This is a genomic window from Streptomyces sp. MUM 2J, assembly GCF_022414535.1.
Lineage (GTDB): Bacteria > Actinomycetota > Actinomycetes > Streptomycetales > Streptomycetaceae > Streptomyces.
The window spans coordinates 114,444-126,664 of record NZ_JADWYM010000002.1 but is presented as its reverse complement, the minus strand read 5'-3'; the positions used below and the strand labels follow the sequence as shown (position 1 = coordinate 126,664).

General features: G+C 74.8%; 10 protein-coding genes. 4 read left to right on the top strand and 6 right to left on the bottom strand.

All coding sequences use genetic code 11. From position 1 onward, the window contains the following. Window positions 1-120: 120 nt before the first annotated feature. Both I3F54_RS02420 and I3F54_RS02415 read right to left on the bottom strand, forming a co-directional pair. Window positions 121-1,893, bottom strand: a complete 1,773-nt coding sequence (locus I3F54_RS02420; RefSeq protein WP_240116866.1) for a hypothetical protein — start codon at window positions 1,891-1,893, stop codon at window positions 121-123. Window positions 1,894-2,059: 166 nt separating this feature from the next. Then, entirely contained in the window at window positions 2,060-3,445 is a 1,386-nt protein-coding gene (locus I3F54_RS02415) for a transcriptional regulator (protein ID WP_240116865.1), read from the bottom strand. Window positions 3,446-3,763: 318 nt separating this feature from the next. Between I3F54_RS02415 and I3F54_RS02410 the strand changes: the two genes are divergently transcribed. The 3 genes from I3F54_RS02410 to I3F54_RS02400 all read left to right on the top strand — a co-directional run bounded on the left by I3F54_RS02410 (window position 3,764) and on the right by I3F54_RS02400 (window position 6,920). Continuing rightward, the gene (locus tag I3F54_RS02410; protein ID WP_240116864.1) at window positions 3,764-4,426 is read left to right on the top strand and encodes a bifunctional DNA primase/polymerase; all 663 of its coding nucleotides are present in this window, start codon (window positions 3,764-3,766) and stop codon (window positions 4,424-4,426) included. A 113-nt stretch (window positions 4,427-4,539) separates the two neighbouring features. Next, window positions 4,540-5,337, top strand: a complete 798-nt coding sequence (locus I3F54_RS02405) for an ABC transporter ATP-binding protein (protein WP_240116863.1) — start codon at window positions 4,540-4,542, stop codon at window positions 5,335-5,337. Next, window positions 5,334-6,920 (top strand): transporter, encoded by a 1,587-nt coding sequence (locus I3F54_RS02400; protein ID WP_240116862.1) that lies wholly within the window; start codon window positions 5,334-5,336, stop codon window positions 6,918-6,920. The genes I3F54_RS02405 and I3F54_RS02400 overlap by 4 nt, the downstream gene beginning before the upstream one ends. A gap of 129 nt (window positions 6,921-7,049) precedes the next feature. Here the strand turns inward: I3F54_RS02400 and I3F54_RS02395 are convergent, their stop codons facing one another. Further along, entirely contained in the window at window positions 7,050-7,982 is a 933-nt protein-coding gene (locus tag I3F54_RS02395) for an alpha/beta fold hydrolase (protein WP_240116861.1), read from the bottom strand. 599 nt (window positions 7,983-8,581) lie between these two features. Continuing rightward, window positions 8,582-9,274, bottom strand: a complete 693-nt coding sequence (locus I3F54_RS02390) for a metal-dependent transcriptional regulator (RefSeq protein WP_240116860.1) — start codon at window positions 9,272-9,274, stop codon at window positions 8,582-8,584. Window positions 9,275-9,507: 233 nt separating this feature from the next. Between I3F54_RS02390 and I3F54_RS02385 the strand changes: the two genes are divergently transcribed. Next, a complete protein-coding gene (locus I3F54_RS02385) occupies window positions 9,508-10,260 on the top strand; it encodes an SIS domain-containing protein (RefSeq protein WP_240116859.1) in 753 nt (250 codons plus the stop codon). A 137-nt stretch (window positions 10,261-10,397) separates the two neighbouring features. Here I3F54_RS02385 and I3F54_RS02380 read toward each other — a convergent pair whose 3' ends face one another. After that, complete coding sequence (locus tag I3F54_RS02380) at window positions 10,398-11,816, bottom strand: PAS domain-containing protein (protein ID WP_240116858.1); 1,419 nt, start codon at window positions 11,814-11,816, stop codon at window positions 10,398-10,400. A 147-nt stretch (window positions 11,817-11,963) separates the two neighbouring features. Next, a complete protein-coding gene (locus tag I3F54_RS02375; protein ID WP_308373032.1) occupies window positions 11,964-12,119 on the bottom strand; it encodes a hypothetical protein in 156 nt (51 codons plus the stop codon). Between the last annotated feature and the right edge of the window lie 102 nt (window positions 12,120-12,221).

The window sequence follows — 12,221 nt, the reverse complement described above, 5'->3', positions numbered from 1 at the left end:
GGTGGCCGGGGCGCGGCTCCGCCCCCCGCGCTGCCGCACGGGGTCGCCGCGGCCTCCCGGCGGGCCCCGCCGGTCACCCCACCGGGTGTGCGGCCGGCCCCATCCGCCGGCCGCGGGGGTTCACAGCTGGGTCGCCTGACGCTGGGTCAGCCCGTACTTCCCCGCGATCACGTTCCACAGCTCGGAGGCCGTCTTCTTCTGCGTGCTGGCGGTGCCGCTGGCGCGGTTGCCCGCCTGCGTCTGCCCCGTGGAGCGGGCATGGCCCTTCTTGCACAGCTTGCCCTGGTCGCCGGCGACCTCGTCGGCCCACGCGGCGTAGTGGTTGTCGGCCGACGCGGACGCCTTCCACCCGTTGGTGAGGGCACCGGTCAGCGCGGCGTGCTCGGGCAGCCTGCCGACCTGGAGCGCGCCGAGCCTGGTCACCAGGTCGGTGCGCTGCTCGGCCGCGGCACGCAGGTCGGCGGCGGCCTGGCCGAGGTTGCGGCAGTCCTTCACATCGGCCACCGCCTTGATCACGGCGGCCCGGCTGCTGCCGCTGTCCGCGAGCAGCTTGTCCAGCGCGACCGCCTGCTGCTCGGCCGGATCGGCGGCGGGCGAGGGGGCGCCGGTGGTCGCGGACGCACTGGCGGCGACGTTCGCACTGCCGTCCCCCTTGCCGTCGTCACCGCCGGAGCTGCCGAGCATCGCGCCGGCGCCGACGCCGAGCACGGCGATCCCGACGCCGATCGCCGCGATCAGGGGCCACCGCGAACCGGTGCCGCCGCCTCGGCGCCGCTCGTCGCCCCCGTCGTCGTCCCTCCCGGGACGCGACGGGATGAACGCGGGCTGCGCGGCGTACCCGGGCTCCTCCTGCCGGACGCGGGGCATCTGCTGGGTCGCGCCGGCCGGGCCGTCGCCCCCGGGTCCGTTGCGGAAGAGGTTGTCGAACTCGACGGGCGGCTGCCGGTCCGCCTCTCCCGGCATGCCGCCGTAAGGCGGCGCCGGCGCGTCCGGCTGCGCGGGGACCGGCGCGATGTACTGCGTCGCCTCCGCGTCGGCACCGGCCGCGGGCGGTGCGGCCCGGCCGGGGGTCCGCGTCGGGTCGGCACCCGCCTCGGGCGGGAGGGCGCCAGGGCCGACGGGAGGTATGAAGCGGGTGGCCGCCTCGTCGGGGACGGTGTGCGGAGCGTGCGCCCCGGGCGCGCCGTACGCGCCCTGCGGGGGGTGAGCACCGTGCGCGGACGGTGCCGCGACCGGCGGAAGGAACTGCGTCGCCCCCTCGGCGGCTCCCGGCGCGGGCGGGTGCGCCGGCACGTCGGTGTGCGGCGGATACGGAGTGGCTCCCCCGGCGGCCGCCGGCAGGTGCGCGCTCGGGCCGCCGGCGGGTGCCCCGTAGCCGTTGCCCGCGGTGCCGCCGGCCCCGTGCGCGGGGTATGCGGGCGGGTAGCCGTACGCCGGGGACGGCCCGGCCGACGCCTGCGGTGCACCCGGGTACCCGTACCCCGGTGCCTGCGGCCCGTCCGGGCCGCCGTACGCAGGGGGGTGTCCGACCTCGGGGGGCAGCGGGCCGGCGCCGGACGGCGCCGGGGTGGCGGACCAGGACTGGGCGGGCTGCTGCCACCCCTGGTCGGCCTGCGGCTGCTGGTGCTGGTGGTGCTGCTGGTCGGCCTGCGGCTGCTGGTGCTGACCGGGTCCCCACGGGCTGCCCCAGGCCTGGCCGCCCGACGGAGCGGTGCCGGGGGCACCGCCCTGGCCACCGTACGGATCGGGCTGTGGGCCGGCGGGGTGAGGGGCCTGCTGCCCGCCCCCGTGCGGGTCCGGCAGCAGGGGCGCACCGCCGTCGGAGGGCAGCACGACGCCTTCGCGCGCGGGCCGCTGCGCCGAGGGCTCCTCGCCCTGTCCACTCTGCGTCACCGGGACTCCTACGAATGGGGGACCTTCGGGATCGTCGGGTCACGCTACCGGGTCCCCTGAGCCGGGTGCTACGCAGCTCAGAACACCGCCTCCTTCCCTGTGACCGCGGTAACACGCGCCTGTGGACGGCCGGTGCCGCTTCGTCAACCCACCGTGTCCCGCACCGTCATGCGGCCGCGCGAAGGTCCAGTCGCGCGCCGAACTCCCGCACCACCGGCTCGTCGCGGAAGGGCTCCAACCTCTGCTGGAAGTCCTCCAGATACTCGGCTCCCCGGTTGGAGCGGAGGGTTTCGAGGAGTTCCACGGCCTTCAGGCCGGTGCTGCAGGCCTGTTCGATCTCCCGCTGCTGGGCCTGCGCCGTGGCGAGCAGGACGTAGCCGATGGCCCGCCGGCGGGCGCGGGACTCGGGGTGCCCGGCCAGGGACTGCTCCGCGCAGCGGGCCGCGGAGTCGGCCTGCCCGAGGTCGCGATGGCAGTGCGCCAACTCATCGGCCAGATAGGCCTCGTCGAAGTGGGCGATCCACGCCGGATCGTCGCCGGAGGCCGGGTCGACGGCCTCCATGGCGTCCACCGCGCGCCCGGCCGCGGCGTGGGCGGAGCGCACGTCGCCGAGAAGGGCGTGGCCCCGGGCTTCCGCGGCGTGGAACATCGCCTCCGCGCGCGGTGTGACGCGCCCGCGCGCCCCTTCCTGCGCGGCACGCGCCAACTGCGCGATCTCCCGCGGGTTTCCGAGCTGTGCGGCCAGGTGGCTCATGGAGGCGGCGAGGACGTAGCCGCCGTAACCGCGGTCGCCGGCCGCCTGCGCGAGCCGCAGCGACTGGATGTAGTAGCGCTGGGCGAGACCCGGTTGCCCGGTGTCGACGGCCATGTATCCGGCGAGTTCGGTCAACCGGGCGACCGCGGCGAACAGTTCGCGGCCCACACCCTCGCGGTAGGACCCGGCCAGCAGACCGGAGACGACGCTGTTGAGATAGTGCACGACCACCGGCCGCACGTGCCCGCTGCCGTACTGGTGGTCCAGATCGACCAGCGCGCGCGTCATGGCCTTCACGGCGGCCACGTCGGCCTGGCCCACCCGCGGGCCCGCCGCGCGCGCCACCTGGCCGTCCGGCGAGGAGATGAGCCAGTCGCGGCTCGGTTCGACGAGCGCGGAGGCGGCGACGGACGAGCCGGACAGGAAGTCGCGGCGCCCGACGTCGCTGCGCCACAGCTCGCAGACCTGCTCGATGGCGCCCAGGACCGTCGGCGAGAACTGCAGGCCGACGCCCGAGGCGAGGTTCTTGCCGTTGGCCATGCCGATCTCGTCGATCGTGACCGTTCGGCCCAGCTTGCGGCCCAGCGCCTCGGCGATGATCGCCGGAGCGCGTCCCCGCGGTTGCTGCCCGCGCAGCCAGCGCGCCACGGAGGTCTTGTCGTACCGCAGGTCGAGGCCGTGCTCGGCACCGCACATGTTGACCCGGCGGGCCAGCCCCGCGTTCGAGCAACCGGCTTCCTGGATGAGCGCCTGCAGCCGTTCGTTCGGCTGCCGCGCGACGAGAGGCCTTGCGGCCATGGCATAACCCCCTGTGGCTGCGGTGCCTGCCCACGCACCGGGTTGACGAGTCTTCCGCGACCGAACCCCTCACGTTCCGGCGTGGAGAATCCGGCCGTGAAGATCAATGCCCCGCCGACTTGTCGAAAATGCACGTCATGCGCGGCATGTTGAGGATTGCTGGGGTAACAGCACAACCGTGCCCCCCGCATGGCTACCCGCTCGCGCCGTCAATCCCTCCGCGCGCCCCCACCTGTGCACCCATGCGCCCCGGACGCGGAATCGATGCTCCTCCCCCGCGCGCGGTCGCAGCCGTAACTCCAGGTGGGTGCGGGAGTTGTGTTCCACGTGGAAGAGACGATCCCGGGCACCGAAGCCGCACAGATTCCGAAGCAGCGCGGGGAATCGCTGCTGGAGACCGCCGTTCGCTACGCAGAGGAGCGCCACTGGGACGTGTTCCCCGGCACCTGGCTGGAAGCCGTCGACGGGGTGCAGCGCTGCTCCTGCGACGACGCCGGGTGTGCCGCACCCGGGGCGCACCCGGCCCGCGCCGACTGGGCGACGCAGGCGACGGGCAGCGCGACCGTCGCCCGCCGGATGTGGCAGAAGCAGCCGGCGGCGTCGATCCTGCTGCCGACCGGGCGCACGTTCGACGCGCTCTCCGTGCCGGAGACGGCCGGGTTCCTCGCGCTGGCCCGTATGGAGCGGATGGAGCTGACGCTGGGGCCGGTGACGCTCACCCCGGACCGGCGGATGTTCTTCTTCGTACTGCCGGGCGCGACGGCGAAGGTGGGTGAGCTGGTGCGCAAGATCGGCTGGGCGCTCTCCTCCCTGGACCTGGTCGCGCTGGGCGAGGGCTCCTACGTGACCGCCCCGCCGACGCGCTACGGCTCCCGCGGCGCGGTGCAGTGGGCCCGGCGGCCGACTCCGGCGAACCGGTGGCTGCCGGACGCCGAGGAGTTGATCTCGCCGCTCGCCTACGCGTGCGGGCGGGACCGCTGACGGACGCCGCCGGTTCGCACACACCCGCGCCCTCGGGGGCGGGCGTGCCCGGGGCGTGTTCCCGGGCTGCCACCCGCGCCCTGCGGGCGGCAGCCCGGTCGTAGGGTTGCCCCATGACGGAGGGAATCTCAGCGGCCGGCCCGGCTGCCGTACGCGTGCAGGGGCTCTGGAAGCGGTTCGGGCAGCAGGTCGCGGTGGCCGGGATCGACCTGGAGCTGCCGGCCGGGCGGTTCGTCGGCCTCGTCGGACCGAACGGTGCCGGGAAGACCACCACGCTGTCGATGGTGACCGGACTGCTGCGGCCCGACCAGGGCGTCGTCGAGGTCGTCGGCCGCGACGTGTGGCGGGACCCGGTCGCCGTCAAGGCCCGCATCGGCGTGCTGCCGGAGGGCCTCCGGCTCTTCGAGCGTCTCTCCGGAAGTGAACTCCTGTCCTACACAGGGCGGTTGCGCGGCCTGCCCGGCGCCGAGGTCGACAAACGTGCCGCGCAGCTCCTCGACGTCCTCGACCTCGCCGGGGCCCGGCACAAGCTGGTCGTCGACTACTCGACCGGCATGCGCAAGAAGATCGGGCTCGCCGCGGCTCTCCTCCACAATCCCGAAGTGCTCTTCCTCGACGAGCCGTTCGAGGGCGTCGACCCGGTCTCCGCGCAGACCATCCGGGGCGTCCTGGAGCGGTACACCGCCTCGGGCGCCACCGTCGTCTTCTCCTCCCACGTGATGGAACTGGTCGAGTCCCTGTGCGACTGGGTGGCCGTCATGGCCGCCGGCCGGATCCGCGCCCAGGGCCCCCTCGCCGAGGTGCGCGGCGACGCGCCCTCGCTGCAGCAGGCGTTCCTGCAGCTGGTCGGCGCGAGCGGCCGGGACGCCGGCTCCGACCTCGACTGGCTCGGCGGCGGGGCGGCGCGATGAGCGTCACCACCGTCGTCGTACGGCTGAAGCTGTCGCTGCTGCGCAACGGGTTGCGGCAGTCCGGCGGGCGGCGCGCCGCGTACGTGGCCTCCGCGGTCGTCGCTCTGCTCTTCGCCGCCCTGCAGTTGGTCGGCCTGATCGCCCTGCGCGGGCACGCGCACGCCGATGCGCTGGTGGTGCTGCTGGCAGCGGTGCTCGGGCTGGGGTGGGCGGTGATGCCGCTGTTCTTCCCCGGCGGGGACGAGACGCTGGACCCGACGCGGCTGGTGATGCTGCCGCTGCGGCCCCGCCCGCTGGTCCGCGCCCTGCTCGCGGCCTCGCTGGTCGGGATCGGACCGCTGTTCACGCTGCTGCTGCTGACGGGGTCCGCGATCGCGGTGGCGCACGGGACGGCGGCCGGCACCGTCGCGGTCCTCGCCGTCCCGGTCGCCCTGCTGCTGTGCGTCGCGCTGGCCCGGGCGGTCGCCGCCGCCAACATCCGGCTGCTGACCAGCCGCCGGGGACGCGACCTGGCCGTGCTGAGCGGGCTGGTGATCGCGGTCGGGGTCCAGGTCGTCAACTTCGGTGCCCAGCGGCTGGGTTCGGCCGGTCTCGGGCAGCTGGACCCGGTCACGGACGTGCTGCGCTGGGTTCCCCCGGCGGCCGCGGTCGGTGCGGTGCACTCGGTGAGCGACGGCTCGTACGCCGCCGCCACCGTACAACTGGTGCTGTGCGCGGTCGCGTTGGCGGCACTGGTGGCGGTGTGGGCGCGCAGCCTGGAGCGGCTGATGACCGCACCCGACGGCTCGACGCTCCGGGCCGCCGAGCCGTCCGGGCGGGAACGGCGATCGGCACGCGGCTGGGGGCGGCTGCTGCCCGCCGGGCGTACCGGCACCGTGATGGGGCGCTCCCTGCGCTACGTCTGGCGGGATCCGAAGACGAAGGCGGCCTGGGTGACCTCCCTCGCCATCGGCCTGATCGTGCCCGTGTTCAACGCCGTGCAGGGCACCGGGACCGTCTACTTCGCCTGCTTCGCCGCCGGGATGCTCGGCATCCAGATGTACAACCAGTTCGGGCAGGACACGTCCGCGTTCTGGATGGTCGCGATGACGATCTCCTCGCCGCGGGACGCCTATGTGGAGCTGCGCGCGCGGGCGCTGGCCCTGCTGGTGATCACCCTTCCGTACGCGACACTCGTGACCGTCGTGACGACGGCGCTGCTCGGCGCCTGGGCGCGGCTGCCGGAGGTGCTGGGCCTGTCGTTCGCGCTGCTGGGCGCGATGCTGGCGACCGGCGCGTGGACGTCGGCCCGGTTCCCCTACTCGATCCCGCAGGAGGGCCACAGGAACGTGGCGCCCGGGCAGGCCGGGCTGGCCTGGATCTCGATCTTCGGCGGGATGGTGTCGGCGGCGCTGCTGTGCGCGCCCGTGATCGCCGCCACGGTCTGGCTGCACGCCGGCGCGGACGCCGACGCCTTCGGCTGGCTGCTGCTGCCGGGCGGCGCCGGGTACGGGGCCGTGCTCACCGTGCTCGGCCTGCGGCTCGCGGCACCGCGCACGGCGGCACGGCTGCCGGAGATCCTCACGGCGGTCAGCAAGGGGTGAGGCGGCCGAGCGGCCCGCCGGTGTCCGGCGGGCCGGCACGACGCCGCCCGCCGGCGGGCTCCGACGGGCACCCGCCGGGGCCGGGACGGTGCGGGCCGGAGGGCGGCCCGGCCGGAGGGCGGCCGGGGCTCAGGGGGCGAGCACCGCGTCCAGGAACGGCTCGATCGCCGTCCGCCAGGCCTCCGGCTGGTCGTAGTGGACGAGATGTCCGGCGTCGGCCACCTCCGCGTACTGGCCGCGGGGCAGGACGCGGACCATCTCCTGCGCCTCCGCGCGCCCCAGCTCGCCGTCCAGGCCGCGCACGACGAGGGTGGGGCAGCGGACCTGGGCGAGCTCCTCCCAGTGCGCGTCGTACACCCAGGTCTCGCGGGAGCGGAGCATCTGGTCGGGTTCGAAGACGGGGCGCCAGCCGTCGGGGGACTCGTGCATGACCTCGGCGTAGAACTCACCGCGGGCCGGGTTCGGGCGCTCCACCCAGGGGTCGTCCTCGCCGAACCACTTGCGGACGTCGGCGAGGGTGGCGAAGGGCAGGGGCCACGACTTGAACCAGTCGGCCCACTCGCGCTGCGAGGCGGCCCCGAGCGCGGAGGCCCGCATGTCGCAGATGACCAGGCCGCACACCAGGTCGGGGCGCCGCGCGGCGAGCTGCCAGGCGGTCAGCGCCCCCATCGCGTGGCCGATCAGGACGGCCGGGGCGAGGCCGAGCTGTTCGAGGGCGGCCTCGGCGTCCTCGACGTAGGCCTCCCGGGTGAAGGCGGCCTGCGGGGGCTTGCCGCTCTGGCCGTGGCCGCGCTGGTCGAGGGCGATCGCGCGGTGCCGTTCGGAGAGCCATCGGGCGGTGGACGCCCAGTGGGAGGCACGGCCCATCAAGCCGTGGAGTAACAGCACGCCCGGGGAGCGGTCGTGGTCGCCGGGGCCGATGCCCGGGTCGCCGGCGCGGGTGCCGTCGGCCACCCGCTGCTCCGGCAGGAGCGCCGCCGGTTCGCCCTTGGGAGGGTCGCCGAACTCCCAGGCCGCGAGGCGTACGCCGCCCGCCCCGGTCACATCGATGCGCCGCGCCATGGTCCTGGCACCCCCTAGCTCCGCGCTGCCGCTTGCCGTCGTACCGCCGTGCCCTGTCGCCGTCGTGCCGTGTGCTGCGCCTCGCGCTCGCGCATCCCGTGCGGGCCGTGCTCTGCCGCACACACATCCTGTGCAGCGCGCGTTCCGCTCGGCCTGTCACTCGCAGACTATCGAATGCGCATTCGAAAACTGCTCTCTCCGCGGGCAACACCCCTCGTTCGAGTGACCTCGCTCAAGGAATGATCGCCGCCGCCGAGGGGAGATCTTCAACGGGAGGCGGACCGCTCGGGGAAACCGGTCCGAGGGGGATGACCTTGAGAGCTCGGGGCTCCGGGTCACGACAGGGGAGGACAGGCCCCGGCGCCGCACGGCGTCGGGGCCCTCCACTCGTCCGCGGCGCATTCCCCGCCCCCTCTCGGCCTCTGCCTCACCCGAGCCCGGTCGTACGCATCACGCGACAGCCTCGCACGCGAAGGGCGTCGGCGCTGCCATTCGGCACACCGAATCCTGCCGCAGCCGCACACCGGAGGACGTCACAACTGACGCACGCGCCCCACGAGTTGACTCACCCGGACTCCGCCGCACCGCCCGCCGCGGAATCAGCGCTTGGCGACGAACACATGGGAGGCGATGTCCACCGCCAGCTCGGCGGCCTCGCCACCGCTGCCCACCAGCACTCCGCCGGGCGACTCGGTCACGCTCACCACCGAGCCGGGCTGCACGCCCGCCCGCCGCAGCGTGTACATCAGCTGTGCATCCGTCTGGATCGGTTCGCCGATCCGGCGGACGACGACCGTCTTGCCGTCCGCGCCCGGGTCCAGCTCGGAGAGCGACACCATGCCCTCGTCCAGGAACGGATCGGCACCGTCCTTCTCACCCAGCTCCTCCAGGCCCGGGATCGGATTGCCGTACGGCGACTCGGTCGGGTGCCGCAGCAGCTCCAGCACGCGGCGCTCGACCGCCTCGCTCATCACGTGCTCCCAGCGGCAGGCCTCGGCGTGCACCTGCTCCCACTCCAGGCCGATCACGTCGACGAGCAGGCACTCCGCCAGCCGGTGCTTGCGCATCACCCGCGTCGCCAGCCGGCGCCCCTCGCCGGTGAGCTCCAGGTGCCGGTCGGTGGCCACGGACACCAGGCCGTCACGCTCCATACGGGCCACCGTCTGGCTGACCGTGGGACCGCTCTGGTCGAGCCGCTCGGCGATCCGGGCACGCATGGGGACCACACCTTCCTCCTCCAGCTCGAGGATGGTGCGGAGATACATCTCCGTGGTGTCGATCAGTCCGGACATACGTGCCCCTTGATGAGATCTGCCGAAGGCTCGACGGCACCTCGGCGCGTGCGCTGGCCCTGCCATCAATTCTGCCGGATACCACCGACAACCGTGCCGCGGCGCCCGAACCGGGGACCCGCCGGGCGGGCGGCGCACACCGCCGGGCCGCCCCCCGCCGTATTGACACCGCACTGGTCCAGACCGCACCGTGATCCGCGACACGGACCGCACAGCGCGAAGGAGCCCCGCGGATGAGCGACCAGTTGGCCGACCAGTTCTTCGACGCCGCGATCGGCCTCCTGCAACGCGTCCGCGACGAGGAGCGCGGCACCATCCGGGCGGCCGGCGCGCTCCTCGCCGACACCGTCGCCGCGGGCGGCCGGTTGTTCGCCTTCGGCGCCGGCCACTCCTCCCTCGCCGCCCAGGACGTCGTCTACCGCGCCGGAGGCCTCGCCCTGATGAACCTGCTCGCCGTCCCCGGGGTCGTGGGCGTCGACGTCATGCCGGCCACCCTCGGATCGGCCCTGGAGCGGGTCGACGGCCTCGCCTCCGCCGTCCTGGACAGCTCGCCGCTGCGCGCGGGCGACGCCCTGGTGATCGTCTCCCTCTCCGGCCGCAACGCCCTGCCCGTGGAGATGGCGGTGAACGCCCGTGCGCTCGGCGTGCGGGTCATCGGCGTGACGTCGGTGGCGTACGCGGGGGAGACGAAGTCCCGGCACACCTCGGGCACGTTCCTGAAGGACCACTGCGACGTCGTGCTCGACTCGAAGATCGCGGTCGGCGACGCGGAGCTCAGCCTCGACACCGTCCCCGCCCCCTTCGCCCCCGCGTCCACCGTCGTCACCTCCGCCCTCCTCCAGGCGGTCGTCGCGACGGCCGCCGGTGCCCTGGCGGACCGCGGTGTCGAGCCCCCGCTCCTGCGGTCGGGCAACGTCGACGGCGGCCACGACTGGAACCGCAAGGTGATCGAGCAGTACGGGGACCGGATCTTCTACCGGAACTGACGCCCGGCGCCACCACCGCCCCGGCTCCGGCTCCCAAACCACCGGAGCGACACGGCCGGGCGAGGACCGGCCTGCCCCACCCGGAGCCGCTCGCACCGCCCGTGCGACGCGCCCGGCCGGGCGGCCCGGGGCGCGGGTCAGGGACCGGCGGGACCGGCAGCCGCGCCCGACGTTGCCGCCAGGTCCAGCGCGGCGGCGATGCGGGCCGCCACGTCCTCCGCGTACGCCGTGTCGGACCGCTCGAAGCCGCTGCGCCCGCCGCCGCGCAGGAACGTCACGACGCCGAGCGTCCGGCCCCGGCTGCGCAGCACCGTGCACAGCGCGTGCACGGTGTCCGCCGGCCACTGGCGGGACAGCGCCCACTCCCGCGCCTCCTCGCCCGACGCCGACCCGGCGCCGGTCCGCACCGACCCGGCACGCTGCACGCACTGGAGCGCCGGATGCCCCGCGCCGTACCGGACGGGCAGGCCGGATCCGTCGTCCAGTAGCAGGCTCGGGCCGGGCGGTCCGGACGGGGTGGCCGCGGCCCGGACGAGGCGGACCGGCCCGGCGGCGTCGGCGTCCGACAGCGCGCCGCCGACCACGCGGTCGATCACCGCGTGGTCGGCGAAACCGGCGAGCGCGAAGTCCAGGTGCACGGTGGCGGCCTCCGCCGGGTCCTCGCACTCCGCCGCGGCCCGCGCCGCCCGGTGCGACTGGTTCGTGCGGAACCGCAGGACCGCCGCCTCCTGCTCGGCCCGCTTGGACGCGGTGACGTCCTGGAACATCCAGCCGACCCCGAGCGGCACCGGCTCCTCCGCGAGCGGCGAGGCCAGCCGCAGGAAACCGCACCGCCAGCAGCGGCGCCGGTCCCCCTCCGGAGTGCGCACCGCCACCCAGACCTCCGCGGGCGCGGGCGGCGCACCATCGGCGAGCACATGGGTGAGGGCGTTCTCCAGTTCCTCCACGCCCTGGGAGAGCAGGTCCCCGAGCGGGCGGCCCAGGACGGCCGAGCGTCCCGTGCCGAGCAGCCGGGCGGCGTGCGCGTTGACGACGGCGGGCCGCAGGTCGGCGTCGACCAGGACCACCCCCCAGCCGGCGTCCTCCAGCAGCGCCTCACTGAGCGCGATGGACCGCTCCAGGTCGATCTGGGCGTGCACCTCGCTGAAGGCGCAGTACACCCCGGCGGGCTTGCCGTCGGGACCACGCACCGCCGCGGACTGGGTGCGCACCAGCACCCGGCCGCCGTCCTTGGTGAGCAGGGCGAACTCGTGCACCCCCCGTCCCGGCGCGTGCATCGCGGACAGCAGCCGCCCCTCGACCTCCTCGGCGTCGGCGCTGCGCACCGCCCACCCGGCCAGGCCCTGCCGCCCCACCGCCTCGGCCGCGCTCCAGCCGAGGATCCGCTCGGCCTCGCGGTTCCAGTGCGTGACGACGCCGTCGGCGTCGAAGGCGCACAGGGCCGCGTCCATGCCGTCCAGAAGCGCGGCGAGGAGATCCGCCCCGTCCCGCTCGGGCGGCTCCGGGTCGTCCGGACCCAGCTCGTCCGTCGTCCCACTACGCCGGGAAGCACTCACCTGGACCCCCTGCAGGCTGCGTCCGCGGTTACGGCGCGTCGGTTCGTTCACTGGTCATCATTCAACTCGAACGTGACACAGCCCACACGGGGTTCCCGCAAGATTGCAGGAATCGTTGTACGGCGGAAACGCGGCGTGTACGGCTGGTCACGCGGTCCCGGCCGCCGGCGCGGGGTCCGGCCGGAGGTCGACCCGCGTGTCGTTCCCGCCGTCCCGCACGTAGCGCTCGACCTCGGTGGAGCCGCGCAGCTCGGCGAACCGCAGCCCGTCGCTGTTCGCCGCCAGCACGCACGTCCCGATCACCCGGGCCCCCTGTGCGCGTGCGTGGGCGAGGCCGTCGTCGCACAGCGCCGTCCCGATGCCCCGGCGGGTCCGCGCGCGCTCCCGTCCGGAGCCCTCCGCACG